The organism is Maricaulis sp. (assembly GCF_017643475.1).
GTDB lineage: Bacteria > Pseudomonadota > Alphaproteobacteria > Caulobacterales > Maricaulaceae > Maricaulis.
The window spans coordinates 91,870-107,027 of sequence record NZ_JAEPNI010000003.1 but is presented as its reverse complement, the minus strand read 5'-3'; the positions used below and the strand labels follow the sequence as shown (position 1 = coordinate 107,027).

15 protein-coding genes and 1 pseudogene are annotated in these 15,158 nt (G+C 58.3%); 4 read left to right on the top strand and 12 right to left on the bottom strand.

Annotation, left to right across the window (positions count from 1 at the left end):
- Positions 1-9 precede the first annotated feature (9 nt).
- From kynU to kynA, 3 genes are read right to left on the bottom strand one after another with little or no spacing between them, the layout of a single operon-like run.
- A complete protein-coding gene (kynU, locus tag JJ889_RS11955; RefSeq protein ID WP_291895417.1) occupies positions 10-1,239 on the bottom strand; it encodes a kynureninase in 1,230 nt (409 codons plus the stop codon).
- 1 nt (position 1,240) lies between these two features.
- Positions 1,241-1,867: an arylformamidase gene (gene kynB, locus JJ889_RS11950; RefSeq protein WP_291895416.1), complete on the bottom strand. Its 627-nt coding sequence runs from the start codon at positions 1,865-1,867 to the stop codon at positions 1,241-1,243.
- A gap of 3 nt (positions 1,868-1,870) precedes the next feature.
- Positions 1,871-2,719 (bottom strand): tryptophan 2,3-dioxygenase, encoded by an 849-nt coding sequence (gene kynA, locus JJ889_RS11945; protein WP_366940121.1) that lies wholly within the window; start codon positions 2,717-2,719, stop codon positions 1,871-1,873.
- Positions 2,720-2,830: 111 nt separating this feature from the next.
- Here kynA and JJ889_RS11940 point away from each other — a divergent pair, with 111 nt between their 5' ends.
- Complete coding sequence (locus JJ889_RS11940; protein ID WP_291895414.1) at positions 2,831-3,415, top strand: HupE/UreJ family protein; 585 nt, start codon at positions 2,831-2,833, stop codon at positions 3,413-3,415.
- A gap of 9 nt (positions 3,416-3,424) precedes the next feature.
- Here JJ889_RS11940 and JJ889_RS11935 read toward each other — a convergent pair whose 3' ends face one another.
- From JJ889_RS11935 to JJ889_RS15910, 3 genes and pseudogenes are all read right to left on the bottom strand, one after another.
- On the bottom strand, positions 3,425-4,309 hold the full coding sequence (locus JJ889_RS11935; RefSeq protein ID WP_291895413.1) for a sterol desaturase family protein: 885 nt from the start codon (positions 4,307-4,309) through the stop codon (positions 3,425-3,427).
- The gene (locus JJ889_RS11930; RefSeq protein WP_291895412.1) at positions 4,306-4,689 is read right to left on the bottom strand and encodes a hypothetical protein; all 384 of its coding nucleotides are present in this window, start codon (positions 4,687-4,689) and stop codon (positions 4,306-4,308) included. The genes JJ889_RS11935 and JJ889_RS11930 overlap by 4 nt, the downstream gene beginning before the upstream one ends.
- Before the next feature lie 21 nt (positions 4,690-4,710).
- A pseudogene (locus tag JJ889_RS15910) lies at positions 4,711-4,824 on the bottom strand (TetR family transcriptional regulator); the annotation flags it as partial.
- A 290-nt stretch (positions 4,825-5,114) separates the two neighbouring features.
- Here JJ889_RS15910 and JJ889_RS11925 point away from each other — a divergent pair.
- A complete protein-coding gene (locus tag JJ889_RS11925) occupies positions 5,115-5,876 on the top strand; it encodes a HupE/UreJ family protein (protein WP_291895411.1) in 762 nt (253 codons plus the stop codon).
- Positions 5,877-5,930: 54 nt separating this feature from the next.
- Here the strand turns inward: JJ889_RS11925 and JJ889_RS11920 are convergent, their stop codons facing one another.
- From JJ889_RS11920 to JJ889_RS11905, 4 genes are all read right to left on the bottom strand, one after another.
- The gene (locus JJ889_RS11920) at positions 5,931-8,105 is read right to left on the bottom strand and encodes a M3 family metallopeptidase (RefSeq protein WP_291895410.1); all 2,175 of its coding nucleotides are present in this window, start codon (positions 8,103-8,105) and stop codon (positions 5,931-5,933) included.
- Positions 8,106-8,276: 171 nt separating this feature from the next.
- Positions 8,277-10,142 (bottom strand): M2 family metallopeptidase, encoded by a 1,866-nt coding sequence (locus JJ889_RS11915; RefSeq protein ID WP_291895409.1) that lies wholly within the window; start codon positions 10,140-10,142, stop codon positions 8,277-8,279.
- Positions 10,143-10,416: 274 nt separating this feature from the next.
- A complete protein-coding gene (locus JJ889_RS11910) occupies positions 10,417-10,827 on the bottom strand; it encodes a BLUF domain-containing protein (RefSeq protein ID WP_291895408.1) in 411 nt (136 codons plus the stop codon).
- Positions 10,828-10,901: 74 nt separating this feature from the next.
- Positions 10,902-12,023 (bottom strand): M14-type cytosolic carboxypeptidase, encoded by a 1,122-nt coding sequence (locus JJ889_RS11905; RefSeq protein ID WP_291895407.1) that lies wholly within the window; start codon positions 12,021-12,023, stop codon positions 10,902-10,904.
- A gap of 144 nt (positions 12,024-12,167) precedes the next feature.
- On the opposite strand from JJ889_RS11905, the gene JJ889_RS11900 reads away from it, so the two are divergent.
- Both JJ889_RS11900 and JJ889_RS11895 read left to right on the top strand, forming a co-directional pair.
- Positions 12,168-12,656 (top strand): hypothetical protein, encoded by a 489-nt coding sequence (locus JJ889_RS11900; protein ID WP_291895405.1) that lies wholly within the window; start codon positions 12,168-12,170, stop codon positions 12,654-12,656.
- Positions 12,657-12,661: 5 nt separating this feature from the next.
- Positions 12,662-13,525, top strand: a complete 864-nt coding sequence (locus tag JJ889_RS11895; protein ID WP_291895403.1) for an alpha/beta hydrolase — start codon at positions 12,662-12,664, stop codon at positions 13,523-13,525.
- On the opposite strand, the gene JJ889_RS11890 is transcribed toward JJ889_RS11895, so the two are convergent.
- The gene (locus JJ889_RS11890) at positions 13,498-14,175 is read right to left on the bottom strand and encodes a sulfite oxidase heme-binding subunit YedZ (RefSeq protein WP_291895401.1); all 678 of its coding nucleotides are present in this window, start codon (positions 14,173-14,175) and stop codon (positions 13,498-13,500) included. The genes JJ889_RS11895 and JJ889_RS11890 overlap by 28 nt on opposite strands.
- The gene (msrP, locus tag JJ889_RS11885; protein ID WP_291895399.1) at positions 14,175-15,140 is read right to left on the bottom strand and encodes a protein-methionine-sulfoxide reductase catalytic subunit MsrP; all 966 of its coding nucleotides are present in this window, start codon (positions 15,138-15,140) and stop codon (positions 14,175-14,177) included. The genes JJ889_RS11890 and msrP overlap by 1 nt, the downstream gene beginning before the upstream one ends.
- Between the last annotated feature and the right edge of the window lie 18 nt (positions 15,141-15,158).

Sequence of the window (15,158 nt, the reverse complement as noted above, 5' to 3'; positions counted from 1 at the left end):
CATCGTCTCCTAGGTCACGGCGGCGCGGACGGTATATTTCTCGTCCTTCCAGCTATTCGTGTTCATCACATCGGCGAGCTCGGAAACCGCCGTCCAGACATCGCTGTAGCGGGTGTAGAGCGGGGTGAAGCCGAACCGCAGGATGTCCGGAGCACGGAAATCACCAATGACGCCGCGATCGATCAGCGCCTGCATGATCGCGTATCCGTCGCGATGACGGATCGACACCTGGCTGCCTCTGTGTTCAGCGACACGCGGTGAGGCCAGTTCGAAACCGGACGTGTTTTCCTCAACCAGCTTGATAAAGAGGTCGCCCAGCATTTGTGATTTCCTGCGCAGGGCGGCCATGTCGACGTCCGCGAAGATATCCAGCCCGACTTCCAGCGCACACATGCCGAGAATCCCCGGAGTGCCGCACAGAAACCGGTCAATGCCCTTGCCGGCATCGTAGCGGTCGTCGAAGGCGAACGGCGCCGCATGGCCCATCCATCCGGAAAGCGCGGGCATGACCTTGCCCTGATGACGCTCTGCCACATAGATGAAGGCGGGCGCACCAGGGCCGCCATTGAGGTATTTATAGCCACACCCGACGGCGAAATCGGCGTTGCAGGCATCCAGCTCGACAGGCAGGGCTCCGGCGGAATGGCTGAGATCCCAGATCACCAGGGCGCCAACGTCGTGGGCGCGGCGTGTAACCTCTGCCATGTCCCAGAGCGCACCGGTCTTGTAATGCGTCTGGGTGAGGAGCAGGGCGGCAACATCCCCCTTTGTGAGACGCTCCAGAATTTGCGAACGTTCGACCAGCTCGGCACTGAGCTGACGACCGGAGGCGCTTGCAAGCCCCTCCATCATGTAGGCGTCTGTCGGAAAATTCCCGGTCTCGGAAAGCAAAGCCGACTTGTCAGAGTTGAGTTGAGAAGCTGCAGACAGTGCCTTGAATACGTTTACGGATGTGGAATCGGCTGCAACGACCTGACCGGGCGCCGCGCCGATCAGGCTTCCGATCTTGTCACCCAGGCGACGGGGCGCATTGATCCAGTCATTGCTGTTCCAGGAGCGAATGAGATCCTGGCCCCACTGGCGGTGGATCATGTCGCTCATCGCGTCAGGCGTCGCCTTGGGCAGGACACCCAGCGAATTACCGTCCAGATAGATCACGCCATCAGGAATGGTGAACAGGTCGCGCATCTCGCGCAGCGGATCGGTGGCATCAAGCGCGTTGATCTCGTCGAGGGTCATCTCAGAGTTCTCTCAAAATCGCGCGAACGGGCGAGGCGTCCGCATTGATGATGGGCAGGGGCAGGGCGATCAGCTCGTATCGTCCGTCCGGTACGCCGTCGAAGACGAGGCCTTCCAGAATGCGCATGTCATGCCGTTTGACAGCGTGATGCGCGTCGAGCGTCTTGGATGTTTCCGGATCAAGCGAGGCAGCGTCGGTGCCGATCAGCTTGCAGCCGGCAGCAGCCAGTCGTTCGACTGTTGACGCATTGATGGCACGGAAATCACTGTCCCAGCTGTCGTGCGGGAAATACTCATAAGTTCGCACCAGAACCCGTGCATGGGCGCCGATCTTGTCCCAGTCAACATCGTCTGGCGTCACATCGACACCGGAACCGCCCGCGGTGACCAGCACACATTCCCCCAGGTAGGGCTCCAGCGAAACCGAGGCGATATCTGTGCCATCACGGTCATAATGCTCCGGCGCATCCGCATGGGCACCGGAGTGCGTGGACAGGGTCAGGCGGGAGACCTTGACGGGGCACTCGTCGGAAATCACCCAGTTGTCTTCGCGTTGGAAAGCGGTGTCACCGGGCCAGACAGGCAGCTCGGCGCGGAGCGGTTGTGATATGTCCCAGAGATGTTTCATGGATCAGAGCAGCGTCCGCACGGTCCAGATTTCCGGGAAGAAACGAAGATCCAGGGCCCTGACCAGATAGCCCACACCGGCTGTGCCGCCAGTGCCCTTGCGGAAGCCGATGATACGCTCGACAGTTTTCATGTGATTGAAACGCCATTGCTGGAACTTGTGCTCGACGTCGACGAGTTTCTCGCCGAGTTCATAGGCTTCCCAGTGTTTCTCGCTGTTAGCGTAGATCTCGCGCCAGACCGCCTCGACCTGTTCGCTCGCCTCGTAGGCTTCGCTCCAGTCACGCTCCAGCCGGTCCTTCGGAACCTCGTATCCCTTGCGGGCGAGGAAGGCGAGCGTCTCATCCCAGATGCTGGGCTTGGTCAGTGCTTCGGTGACCATGGCGTGGGCAACCGGATTATCCTTGTGCACGCGCGCCATGGCGGCGTTCTTGTTGCCCAGGCGGAATTCGATTGTGCGATATTGATAGGACTGGAAACCCGAGCTGTGGCCCAGCTTGTCGCGGAAAACCAGGTAATCAGCAGGGGTCATGGTCGCCAGAACCGACCAGGCCTCGATCAGTTGTTCCTGGGTGCGCGACACCCGCGTCAGCATCTTCAGCGCCGGTCCGACCTCGTTCTGCGCAATACGGCGGGAGGCAGCCTCAATCTCGTGGATCACCAGCTTCATCCACAATTCGGCGACCTGGTGGATGACGATGAACAACATCTCGTCATGCTCGCCGGTCAGCAATTCCTGCTGGGACAGGATGGTGTCCAGACGGAGATACTTGCCGTAGGACATGTCGTCCTTGAAATCCCAATGAATATCTTCATCAGAGACATCGACTTGCGAGGAGAAGGTGTCGGTCATATTCATGCCTGTGAAATCGACATCGCAGGACTGCGAGTCGGAGATAATTTAGAACTAAAATAATTTCGCGTGATGACATCGATCCGTCAAGCGCGATCAAGGGTGAGTGCTATGCTGGATGCTGTGGAACAGACGGTTTGGGACGTGATTTGGCTTTATCTCAAGCTGGGTTACGAGCACATCCTGCCGCTGGGCCTGGACCATATTCTTTTTGTCCTGGCTCTCTTTCTCGCATCATCAAAATGGAAGGACCTGATCTGGCAGGTCTCCGCTTTCACCCTGGCCCACACGATCACGCTGGCCCTGGCCACGTTGGGCCATGTCAGCCTGCCGGGCAGTATAGTCGAGCCGATAATCGCGCTGTCCATCGCCTTCGTGGCGATCGAGAACATCGTCTTCAAGGATGTCCAGAAATGGCGCCCCGCGCTGGTTTTCGCCTTCGGGCTCTTTCACGGCTTGGGGTTCGCGGGCGTATTGGGTGAGCTGGGCTTGCCGGAAGGCGATCTGGCAGCCGCGCTTATCAGCTTCAATGTCGGGGTTGAGCTGGGGCAATTGTCGATCCTGGCCATGGCGTGGATCGCCGTGTTCTGGTGGCGCGAGAAGCCTGCCTATAATTATCTCCGTCTGGGGGGCACTGGTCTCATCGCGCTGATGGCGCTGTGGTGGACGATCGAACGCGTGTTTCTGGGAGGCTAGGGGAGCCGGCTATTCAGCCGGCCCTTCCATCTGACGCTTGGCAGAGCCATTTTCAGGCGCCCATCCGGGTCGCTTCGAAAGATACCCCCACCATTCTCCGGCATTGCGGGCCGAGCCGAGGTCCCTGAAGAGGCCCGGAAGTTCCGAGAACCAGACGGCCAGCGGATTGACGCTGTTAAAGTCGCGCGCCAGGCCGTAGTGCGGGGTTTCCTCTTCGCGCTGATAGGTGCCGAAGATGCGGTCCCAGATGATCAGGATGCCGCCGTAATTCCTGTCGATATACTTGTCGTCACAGCCGTGGTGGACCCGGTGATTGGCGGGTGTGTTCAGGATGCCGTCCAGCACGCCCAGCTTGCCGACCAATTCGGTGTGGATCCAGGTCTGATAGGCCTGCACCACGACGATCGAGAAGAAGACGACGCCTGGATGAAAGCCCATGAACAGCATGGGCAGATGGAAGATCGCTGATGTCAGGCTCTCAAACGGCCCGAAGCGGATCGCCACGCTGATGTTCATGAAGCGAGAAGAGTGATGCACGGCATGCTGGGTCCACAACAGACGGATTTCATGCGCCATTCGGTGTTCCCAATAATAGGTGAAGTCGGCGACCAGGAGCGCGAGAACCACGCTCCATAGCGTCACTGGAATATCCCAGCTGACGAAGTTCGCATTGATGGCGACAAAGCCGAGATACACAAATCCCATCACAAATATTTCGAAGGCCAGATAGGGAATCTGGGTCGAGATATTGGCGATCATGTCCAGCAGGGTCCGGCCGGTCATCTTCTTCGTGAAGACACCGGTCACCAGCTCGATCAGCAGGATGGCTGCGCCGAGAAGGAAGAAAGCATCATCAATTTGGCTGCCCAGATACTCAATTGCATCACCGTTCATGATTTCGCTCCTACACCCTTGATGAGGCTGTTCCAGGCGAGTTCGCTGGCCTGGTTCAGGGTTGTTTCCTCGGCACGCATGCTTTCCCAGCCGGCCATGACCGCGGCGTCGTACATGCGCTCGATCCAGCTTGTTGGAATGGCAGGGTCGAACAGTCCTTCCCCGCGAGCCGCGTCGATCAGATCGCGCGTTTCCTCAGCCTGGCGCGCAATTTCATTTTTCAGCTCTGCATCATCCTCGAGCCCAAAATGTGCGAGAAAGCCGTGGCGATCACCGAGAGGGATGAGGGCGTCCAGAATATTCTTGAGAGCGGCAGAATAGCTAGGCGCGTGTTCTGCCGCGCTTTCCGCAGCCTCGTCCATCTCTTCATAAGCGCGCATGGCAAGCTTCCGCAGAAGCTCGTCCCTGCAAGTAAAGTGACGGTGCAATGTGGCTCTCCCGACACCGGCGTGTTCAGCGATGCGGGACAGAGAGCTTGATGGCTCGGCTGACAAAAGTCGGAAACCGGCTTCCATAATAGCATTTTTGGCGGTGGGTCTGATTGGATCATTCATGAGACAATCATGTCTCATATGATATTGTGGAGTCACATTAAATTTGAGCAACTCGTCGAGGCGTTCTAGTGAACGAAAGCCAGCAGGGTCGGTTTTCGTATAATTTTCCGCTGCTTGCTTTGGTTTCGAATGGTTCCGGCAGCGGCATCCCCAAGTGTAGTGGATACTCCAAATAACTGTGCTCCCGTTATAAGGTAACGCGGAGTTTCCACCGCGCTTCGGCGGCGCGCGACCACCCTTCGGAGGCATGAATGCCAAGAATTTTTGTGCTCAGCTCCCTCGTTCTGATGCTTGGACTGATGGTGCTGGGCGCGGCAACTGCCTGGGCGCACCCCGAGGACGAAATCTGTCGGCTGGACCCGGATCTCTGTGCGGCACTGGAAAGCATGGACAGCGAGTTGCCTTCTGGAGAAGCCGCACTGGGATTCGACGTCACGCTGGAACGCGGCCTGTGGGAGACGATAGCGCTTTACGTGAAGCTGGGGTTTGAGCACATCCTCCCCAAGGGGTTGGATCATATCTTGTTCGTGTGTGCGCTGTTTTTCGCCTCTACACGTCTGAAACCGCTGGTGCTGCAGGTTTCGAGCTTCACGATCGCGCATACGATCACGTTGGGGTTGGCGATTTCAGGACTGATTGTCGTGCCGGGCCAAATCGTCGAGCCGATCATCGCGCTTTCGATAGCTTTTGTGGCTGTCGAGAACATTCTTTTCAAGGACATGCAGAAATGGCGCCCCTTGGTGGTCTTCGGCTTCGGGCTGTTTCACGGGCTGGGTTTTGCCGGCGTGTTATCTGAGCTCGGATTGCCTGGAAGTGCGCTGGTTCCCGCGCTGGTGAGTTTCAACGTCGGGGTTGAACTGGGACAGCTGACCATCATCGCAGCAATGTATTTTGCCCTGCGTTGGTTTTTCGAACAGGACTGGTATCGCAGCTCGCTGGTTCGCGGCGCCAACGGTGCCATCGCATTGATGGCCATCTGGTGGACCATCGAGCGCGTCTTTCTCGGCGGATAACAAAAAAAACCCCGGCTCGATGAACCGGGGCTTTTCTCGGATAGCGGTGACAGCTTACTCGCTTTCGCTCTCGATCAGGCCACGACCTTCGAGCAGCGGCTCGATGGTTGGTTCCTGACCGCGGAAAGAGACGTAGAGATCCAGGGCTGGGCGGATGCCGCCGGCGCCATAGACGTTCTCGCGCAGACGCTGGGCATAGGTCTCGTCATACAGACCGTTTTCGCGGAACGGAATAAATCCGTCAGCGTCCAGCAGGTTTGACCAGATATAGGCGTAATAACCGGCAGAATAACCACCCGCGAAGATGTGTGAGAAGTACGTCGAGCGATAACGCGGCGCGATCTCTTCCATCATGCCGATATCATCGAGCACTCGGGTCTCGAACTCCAGCGCGTCTTCCGGGATCTCCTCCGGGCTCAACGAGTGCCAGGCGAGATCGAGCAGCGAAGCGGCCATGTATTCCGTGGTTGCGAAACCCTGGTTGAAGGTGGCTGCTGCCTGCAGGCGTTCCATCAGCTCGTCCGGAATGGTCTCACCGGTTTCAGCGTGGGTGAAGAATTCACGCATGACTTCCGGAGCGGCCGCCCAGTGTTCATAGATCTGGGCTGGGAATTCGGTGTAGTCGCGCGGACCGGTGACACCGGAAATGCGCGGATAGCGTTGCTCGGACAGAAGGCCGTGCAGGGCGTGGCCGAATTCGTGGAAGAGGGTGGAGACCTCGTTGAAACTCATCAGCGCCGGATCACCTTCTGCCGGCGGCGAGAGGTTGAGGTAATTGCCTACGACCGGGCGCTGGTTTTCACCATCGATATTCTGCTGCCCGCGGAAGCTGTTCATCCACGCACCGCCACGCTTGGTCGGGCGGGCGAAGAAGTCACCGTAGAAGACGCCGACATGGGTGCCGTCCGCTTCGCGAACTTCCCAGACTTCAACGCCGTCGATGAAGACCTGTGCGTCCTCGACCGGATGGAAGGTTAGGCCCCAGAGACGGTTGGCAACTTCGAACGCAGCATTGCGAACATTCTCGAGCACGAAGTACTGGCGAACCTCTTCCTCATTGAGAGAGTAACGCGCCTGGCGAACCTTTTCGGAATAATACCACCAGTCCCAGGCCGCGAGCTGAAAGTCGCCGCCTTCCGCATCGATCATGGCCTGCATGTCGTCACGCTCTTCGCGTGCGCGGGCCAAGGCCGGCTCCCAGATCTGGTTGAGGAAATCGGAGAGATTGTCCGGGTTCTGCGCCATGCGTGTTTCAAGCTGGTAGGACGCGTGATTTGCATAACCGAGCAACTCGGCGCGTTCAGCACGCAGGCGAGCGATCTCGATCGCTTCTTCCTGATTGTCGCTGTCACCGCCGGCGAAGCCACGCATGACATAGCCGTTGTAGATATCCTCACGCAGCTCTCGGTTTTCCGCGAAGGTCAGGAAAGGCGTGATGGAGGAGCGGGAGGTCGTGAAGACCCAGGAGTTCTCATATCCACGGCGAGCAGCTTCGCGGGCACCGGCAGCGCGGATCCCATCCGGCAGGCCGGCCAGATCAGCCTCGTCGGTGATGACCAGCTCATAGCCATTGTTTTCTGCCAGCAGATTCTGGCCATAGGCGACCGTCAGTCCGGAAATCTGAGTGTTCAGCTCGGCCAGGCGTTCCTTGGCGGCGTCGTTCAGCAGGGCGCCGGCGCGGACAAAGTCACGGTGATAGAGTTCGAGAACCCGCATCTGGTCTGCATCCAGACCCAGGCTGTCGCGCGTCTCGTAGAGCGTGTTAATGCGTTCCCACAGCCGCCCGTCCAGGGAGATGTCATTGCCCAGTGCGGAGAATTGCGAGGAATATTCCCGGGACAGCGTCTGGATGGTCTCATTGGTGTGTGCGCTGGCAAGCGCGAAGAAGACTGACTGCACACGCGACAGGGACGAACCGAGACGCTCCATGGCGATAATCGTGTTCTCATAGGTCGGAGCGTCAGCGTTTTCGACGATGGCAGCGAATTCCGCGCGGGACTCAGCAATGCCAGCGTCGAATGCCGGTGCAAAATGCTCGTTTTCAATGCGGTCAAAAGGCGGCGTGCCGAACGGTGTATCCCACCCGTCTTCCAGGAAGGGATTGCTGGCGACATTGACGTCGGCTGCAACTTCGCTGCTGGCGTCCGCATTGGCGGACGTTTCGGCATCGGTTCCGGTGTTGACCTGGCCGCAAGCGGTCAGGAGCGCCAGGCTGGCGACGCTAGCCATGAATACTGGTTTCAAAGTTTCACCCCAATAGACAAGCGAACGGCCCGGCACATTGCGGCGTTTGGCAAGGTCCGGAATCCGATCGGAGAAATGATCGCAAACCTAACGTTACACTATAACGCGCGCAATGTGTCGAGCCGTCTGTGACTCAATCTTAATGCGTCGGAGAGATTACCAGCCGCAGGAACGACCTTCGTTTTCCTCTCGCAGATGGTCCATCAATGGCTGGAAATAGGCCGTGATTGCAGAGCCATCCATCTGACGGGTGCCGGTAAAGGCTTCCAGCGCATCCGGCCAGGGCTGGGATGCGCCCAGCTCCATCATGGCGTTGAAGCGTTCACCGACTTCCTCGTTTCCATAGATCGAACACCGGTGCAGCGGGCCTTCCCAGCCCGCCATTTCACAGGCGGCCTGATGGAACTGGAATTGCAGGATATGGCTAAGGAAATAACGCAAATACGGCACGTTGTTGGCGATGTGGTATTTTGAACCCGGGTCGAACGCGTCTGCCGGGCGCTCCACCGGCGGGGTGATGCCCTGATAGCTGTTTCTGAGCTCCCACCAGGCAGAGTTATATTCGTCCGGCTGAATCTCGCCACGCAGCACGCGCCAGCGCCACTGGTCCATCATTACCGCGAAGGGCAGGAAGGCAATCTTGTCGAGCGCCGTATCCATCAACAGGCTCAGATCCGCGTCCGCACCCGGCATGTCGGCTTCATTGAGCAGGCCAATCTGGACCAGATATTCCGGCGTCACGGAAAGTGCGATGAAATCGCCGATTGCTTCATGGAAACCGTCATTGGCGCCGGTCTGGAACAGGAGGTCCTGGTGGTTATAGGCGCGCTGGTAGAAGTTGTGGCCGAGCTCGTGGTGAACCGTCACGAAATCAGTGCCATTGACGAGCGTACACATCTTGATACGCAGATCATCGACGCTGTCGAGGTTCCAGGCCGAAGCGTGACAGGCCACCTGGCGGTCCCGGGGCTGGGTGATCAGCGAACGCTCCCAGAAGGTTTCCGGAAGCGGCTCCAGGCCCAGTGACGTAAAGAAGGTCTCGGCCACTTCAACCATCTGGTGGGCCGTGTAGCCGTTGTTGACCAGAAGGTCGTTGAGATTGTAGGCGGATTCACCCGAACCCACACCGGCGACATCGCTGAGTGAGCCCCAGCCCTGTGCCCACATATTCCCCAGGAGGTCCGCGCGGATCGCACCGGTGGCAGGCTGAACCTCGTCGCCATAAAGCTCGTTCAGGTTCGAGCGGACGTGACAGTGAAGTTCCTCGTAGAACGGCGCGACCTGGCCCCAGAGGCGTTCAACCTCGGCTTCCATCTCGTCAGCCGGCATGTCGTAATTGGACAGCCACATCTGTGCGAGATTGTCATATCCCAGATCGCGGGCGCCCTGATTGGCGATCTCGACCATTTCGGAATAGTCCTGCGCCATGGCTTCGGGATCATAGGCCTCGCGCCAGCCATTCCAGACATGGGCCAGGAATTCCGGATCGCGGCTGGTCCGCATGATGTTTTCAAGCTCGTTGTGATCGACCATCTCATCGTCGATTTCCATCAGGCCGGAGGAGTAGGACGAGCCCATGCGTGTGGTCAGCTCTGACATGCGCGCTGCCGCAGCCGGGTCATTGGGCGAGGGCAGGGTGATGCCGGCCCGAAGCGCTGTCAATTTTCGCTCGAGCGAAGCGGGAAGATCCAGATCAGCATATTGACCGGCTTCGGTCGCATACCGCACGGACATCGCGGTGGACTGGGCGCCCATGCGCTGCAGCAACCAGTTGGTGTCATGAGTGATAAAATTGTTCTGAACCCAGGCAGTGCGCGCAGCAAACTCGCCGAACTCGCGGAACTCGGCTTCAGCCCCCTCCACAAAGGCCTCCGCATCCGCAACGGTCAGCGGTGCATCGCTGCTTGTGGTCGATGGGCCAGCCTGTGTGCCCGCATCACCCTCATTCGCGCCCTGGTAAAAATAGATGCCAGCGCCCATCAGCAGGGCGCCAGAAGCGACGCCCATCAACAAACGGCCCATGATTGTTCCCCTCAGAAACCGAAAATACGCCGATCATCCTCGCCGAGTTTGCGTAAGCGTCAAGTCAATCGCTGGTGATAGCCGTCGTGTCAGGTGATCCTGTTAGGCGGACAGGCCAGACCCGGATGAGATCGCAGGGACGCTTCCAGAGTGCAGATTGCAAGCTCGATGCGAGCCGGGCGGACATTTCATGCAGGAATATGATCCGCACGGTATCGGCCGCGTCCAGGCTATCTGGATGCACCAGAATGACCTTCGAGCTGCAGGAGTGACCCTAGTGCCCGAGCAACTGTCCCTCGGCGAGGACGTGGAGCAGGGAGCGGGCGCTCATTTTTTCCGGTATCAGCTGGTTATGACCGGAGTATTTCGTGATCAGGTCCCGATTTTCCTGGGTGTCAGCGAAATAGGCCATTCGCCATTTGTGGAACAGTCGGCTGTCGACCATCTCACATGAAGCGAGCTCGATGTCCGTGTGACGTTCGTCCGCCGCAATACGGTGATAGGTTTCGCTGACCGCATGACGTCCGCCCTCCAGCACCTGAACGAAATAATCGCCGTCAAACCACAGTGCACCGGTGATATTATTCTTGCTGTTCTGTTCGCGGGCCGAGGCCAGGATCTGATCGAGATCCATGCCCAGGCCCTGGGATGCTCGAGAGAAGTAAAGCAGGCGAGTGAGATACATGCGAAAGCTCCATCAAGTCGCCTCATGCTTCCCGATGCGCGCGATTCTCACAAGCAAAATTCGCCTAATACGTGTCAGACGTCATCAATAACCGCCAACATGGCATCAAGGTTGGCGGCGCCGAGTTTACGGCAACGCTCGGGTGACCATCCGGCAAATACATCTGGCAGATCGGCATTATCCTTGAACGGCATTTCCAGCGTCATCGCGAGGCAGCCGAACGTGTTTGCCATATAGTTGGTACAGATGGACAGATCTGCCGTTCCCGGCGCATCTACGTCATAGCCGTGCAAAGTCTGGAAATCCGGGGAAATGGCCTCGAGCGCGACCTTGTAGGCGTCCAGCTTGTATTGGTCGTCAGCCGTGAAATTTGGTGCGCCTTCCCCGCCGGCGATGAAGTTGTAGGGAAGCCCCTCGTCGCCATGCACATCCAGGTGCAGGTCAACTCCCGTCGCTCGGATCCGTTCGAGGACGAAAAAGACCTCTGGAGAGTTCTCTGGTGACGCCTTGTCCCATTCGCGATTGAGATTGATACCCTTGGCATTGGTGCGCAGGTGCCCGCGACGACTGCCATCGGGATTCATGTTCGGCACCATGTGGAAACGCGCGAGGCTGAGGAGTTTTCGTGCGACCGGGTCGTCCTGATCAAGAAGACGATTGAGGAAACCCTCCATCCACCACTCGGCCATGGTTTCGCCCGGATGCTGTCGGGCCGTGATCCAGATCGTTTTTTCGCCATTGCCCACACTGAGACAATCCAGGCTCTGGCCGTCGAGCGTTTCGCCAAGTACTTCTAAATCAACACCCGGGTAGGTTTGGGCCCAGGCTATCAGATCCTGATGGCGTTCCATGGAATAGGGGGCAAAATAGGCATACCAGACCGTGTCCAGTTCCGGGGCATGGCTTAGAGTCAGGACGCCGTTTTCATAAGAGGTGTCGATGCGGAACCATGTTTCGCGATCATAAGACGCGCACGCCTGATAATCTTTCCAGCCGTCCAGATAGGCTGCACCACCGGCATTGGTGATCGCCATTGAAAGCGCCTGGCCCTTGGCGCCGCTCACCCGGTAGTGGAACCACTGGAAGAAGTCGGAGCCGTTATCCTTGCAGATCTCAAGTTCGATCGCCCCGCCTTGATCAACGGAAACGACATCAATATTGCCACTGTCGAAGGCGGAATTGATCTTGATTGTCATGCGGCTCTCCCTAACCTTGCAGATGTCTGGCGCAATTCGGGCCGGTTTCCAACCGTTCGATCACGGTCCACGCCGCGGAATGTGAAAAGACCGGAGCCCGCGGAGGCGATAGGAAACAGGCGATTGCCACGGGAAGGGGCTGACATGAAACTGACAACGATTATCCGCACGGTACTGAGTGTTTTCGTATCCATCATCTTTCTTGATTCCCTGCGCTTCAAATTCACAGACGCGCCGGAGACGCAGGAAATATTCGGCCGGCTGGATGCCTGGGCCGGCACGCTCGGCGCGCCCGGGCTGTTCGGACATAGCGGCCTGTTCAGCCAGTACATGATCGGAGGGGCGGAGCTTGTTGCATCTGCCTGCGTGCTGATTGGCCTGTTGCCGGGGCTTCGTCGTTTTCAGGCCCTGGGCGCGCTTCTTGGCATTTCCATCATGAGCGGTGCCATCAGTTTCCACCTGTTCACGCCCCTGGGTATCGATCCCAACAATGATGGTGGTGGCCTGTTCATGGCGGCGGTCGGCGTCTGGTTTTCTTGCCTCGTCCTGGTGGTCTGGAACCGGCGTGAATTGGCGGCGTTACTCGGAGATTTCATCGCAGCGCTCGTTCGCGATGATCGTTATCGTTCCTGATGGTCTTGGAGCGCAAACGTGTCGAGGTCGACGATGGCGATCTGAGCGTCTTGATTGCACGTCGGCCCTCTGCACCCCGCTTGATCTTCGGTCACGCCAATGGTTTCAACGCGGGCACGTACCGATTGTTCCTGTCAGAGCTGGCCGATCAATTTGAAATCATTGCCCCGGACTTGAGGGGGCATGGTCTGTCGCAAGTGCCTGTCGAGCCGGTAAACTTGCGTGATTGGCAGGTTTTTGGTCGTGATCTGGCACTTGCCTGCCACGACAGCTCTACGCGACCCACACTGTTTGTCGGACACTCAATGGGGTCCGTCTGCGGACTATTGGCGGCGGCCTGGCACGGTTTGCGGGTGGATCGATTTGCCCTGATCGAGCCAATTTTCATGCCATCATGGTTTTATGCCATTCCTCACATTCCCGGAGGGGCGTGGGCGTATCGCTACAACCCGATGTCCACGGCAGCTCGGAAGCGGCGTTCGCTATGGGGCAGCCGCTCGGAGGCAATTGCCCATTATAAGGAGAAACCTCTGTTCGAGCGGTGGCAGCCGGGCGTTTTGGAGGATTATCTGGACACTGGCATTATCGAGCACGAGGAATCAGCAAGCCTCGCCTGCGCACCTGAATGGGAGGCCGCGATTTTCGCGTCGCACGGTCATAACCCTTGGAGCGCGCTGCGCGAACTCCATGCACCCGTTTCCATTCTGAAATCAGTGCGAAGAGGGTCGACAGTCTATCCGGTCTGGCGCCTGCGTCGTCACGGACTCGACCCTGATCTGACCCAGGCAGGCCATTTGGCTCCGATGGAAGACCCTATCGGATGCGCTGACTGGGTTCGCGCTCAGGCCGCTGACCTGTTACGGGCTTGAACCTTTCGAAGCCGATGCACGATCCGATACACCAGAAGGATGCCCAGGACACCGCCGTGGACCCATGGCCCCAGCTGATGCCCCTTCACCATGAAGCCATAGTGGAAGACGGCCAGCACCGCGATCGGATAAACGGCGAGGTGCAGGCGCTGCCAGAGATGCGCCCCCAAAGCGCGGATCGAGCTGTTGAACGATGTCAGCGCGAGCGGAACCAGACCGATAACGGCAAACATGCCCAGCGTGATATAGATCCGCTCAACCACATCATTCCACAGCCCTGCAAACATGCCGGGCACGTTGCCCTGCGCAGCAACCAGCAGGTCGAGCCCCATGTAGGCCAGCAAGTGCAATAATGCGTACCAGAACGCCGCCAGACCGACACGGCGGCGAATTTTCATGACCGGTGTCCACCGCGTGAGATCGCGGAACGGCGTGATGGCCAGCGACAGAATCAGGATTCTCAGGGCGGTATCGCCCAGAAAACGGTGTGTGGTCTCGATCGGGTTGAAGCCGAGCGCGTGCTCTGCGCCTGTGAGCAGCGCCCACCATTGCCAGCCAAGCCATAAACCAGGCAGGGCAAGCAACCAGAAACTCAGCGGTTTGAGCCAGTCGCGCCCGAACCGTTTGAGGAGGTCGGCTCGTGTTGACATCAATGCTGCTCGATCAGATCCATTCCAGCATACATGGACGCGACCTGGTCCTCATAACCGTTGAACATCTCCGTCTCCCGACGTGCCAGCAGGCCACCGCCGATAATGCGTTCGCTGGACTGGCTCCAACGCGGGTGGGCGCGGTTCGGATTCACATTGGAATAAAATCCGTACTCATTTGGTGCTGACTGGTTCCAGGAAGTCGCGGGCTCTTCAGACGTAAATCGGATTTTCGCGATGGATTTTATGGATTTATAGCCATACTTCCACGGAACAACGAGACGGATCGGTGCCCCGTTCTGCTTGGGCAGAACCTCGCCATAAAGCCCCACAGCCAGGAAGGCGAGTTCGTTGCGAGCTTCATCAAGACGCAAGCCTTCCACATAGGGCCAGTCCAGCACACGCAGGCGAGTGCCACGCATCTCGTTACGGTTGAGATAGGTCTCGAACTGCACATATCGCGCGTCGTTGCTCGGCCGCAATCGCTCTATGATCGATGCCAACGGAACACCGACCCACGGGATCACCATGGACCAGGCTTCAACACAACGCAGGCGGTATACGCGCTCTTCCAGCGCGTCGAAATCAACAAGATCCTGCAAGGCGTATTCGCGGGGTTCATCGGTCAGTCCTGAAACCTCAATGTTCCAGGGTGATGTTGTCATAGCGGACGCATAACGTGCCGGATCGCCCTTATCGAGGCCGAACTCATAGAAATTATTGTAGCCCGTAACGGCTTCGTACGGGGTCAGATCTTCACTGACCTGCCAGTTGGTCTCTCGCGCGGCCAGCGCGCCTTCAGTTGGCATCTGGCGGGCCGAGGCCGATCCCTGGCCACACCCGGCAAGCGCTGTGACGCCAAGGGCACCCGCGGCCTTCATGATTTGACGACGGTTGAGAAAAGCGGGTTTTGGTGTGACCAGCTCGTTGGACAATTGCCAGATTTCATTCTTGCGACGGATCATGATGGCTCCGGTTTGTAT

What these genes read in the sequence shown, in the direction of transcription:
- msrP (WP_291895399.1), bottom strand. Translation starts at nt 15,140, where the DNA reads ATGATCCGTCGCAAGAATGAAATCTGGCAATTGTCCAACGAGCTGGTC.
- kynA (WP_366940121.1), bottom strand. Translation starts at nt 2,719, where the DNA reads ATGACCGACACCTTCTCCTCGCAAGTCGATGTCTCTGATGAAGATATT.
- JJ889_RS11910 (WP_291895408.1), bottom strand. Translation starts at nt 10,827, where the DNA reads ATGTATCTCACTCGCCTGCTTTACTTCTCTCGAGCATCCCAGGGCCTG.
- JJ889_RS11925 (WP_291895411.1), top strand. Translation starts at nt 5,115, where the DNA reads ATGCCAAGAATTTTTGTGCTCAGCTCCCTCGTTCTGATGCTTGGACTG.
- JJ889_RS11920 (WP_291895410.1), bottom strand. Translation starts at nt 8,105, where the DNA reads ATGGCTAGCGTCGCCAGCCTGGCGCTCCTGACCGCTTGCGGCCAGGTC.
- JJ889_RS11940 (WP_291895414.1), top strand. Translation starts at nt 2,831, where the DNA reads ATGCTGGATGCTGTGGAACAGACGGTTTGGGACGTGATTTGGCTTTAT.
- JJ889_RS11905 (WP_291895407.1), bottom strand. Translation starts at nt 12,023, where the DNA reads ATGACAATCAAGATCAATTCCGCCTTCGACAGTGGCAATATTGATGTC.
- JJ889_RS11900 (WP_291895405.1), top strand. Translation starts at nt 12,168, where the DNA reads ATGAAACTGACAACGATTATCCGCACGGTACTGAGTGTTTTCGTATCC.
- JJ889_RS11890 (WP_291895401.1), bottom strand. Translation starts at nt 14,175, where the DNA reads ATGTCAACACGAGCCGACCTCCTCAAACGGTTCGGGCGCGACTGGCTC.
- JJ889_RS11915 (WP_291895409.1), bottom strand. Translation starts at nt 10,142, where the DNA reads ATGGGCCGTTTGTTGATGGGCGTCGCTTCTGGCGCCCTGCTGATGGGC.
- kynU (WP_291895417.1), bottom strand. Translation starts at nt 1,239, where the DNA reads ATGACCCTCGACGAGATCAACGCGCTTGATGCCACCGATCCGCTGCGC.
- JJ889_RS11935 (WP_291895413.1), bottom strand. Translation starts at nt 4,309, where the DNA reads ATGAACGGTGATGCAATTGAGTATCTGGGCAGCCAAATTGATGATGCT.
- JJ889_RS11930 (WP_291895412.1), bottom strand. Translation starts at nt 4,689, where the DNA reads ATGCGCGCTTATGAAGAGATGGACGAGGCTGCGGAAAGCGCGGCAGAA.
- kynB (WP_291895416.1), bottom strand. Translation starts at nt 1,867, where the DNA reads ATGAAACATCTCTGGGACATATCACAACCGCTCCGCGCCGAGCTGCCT.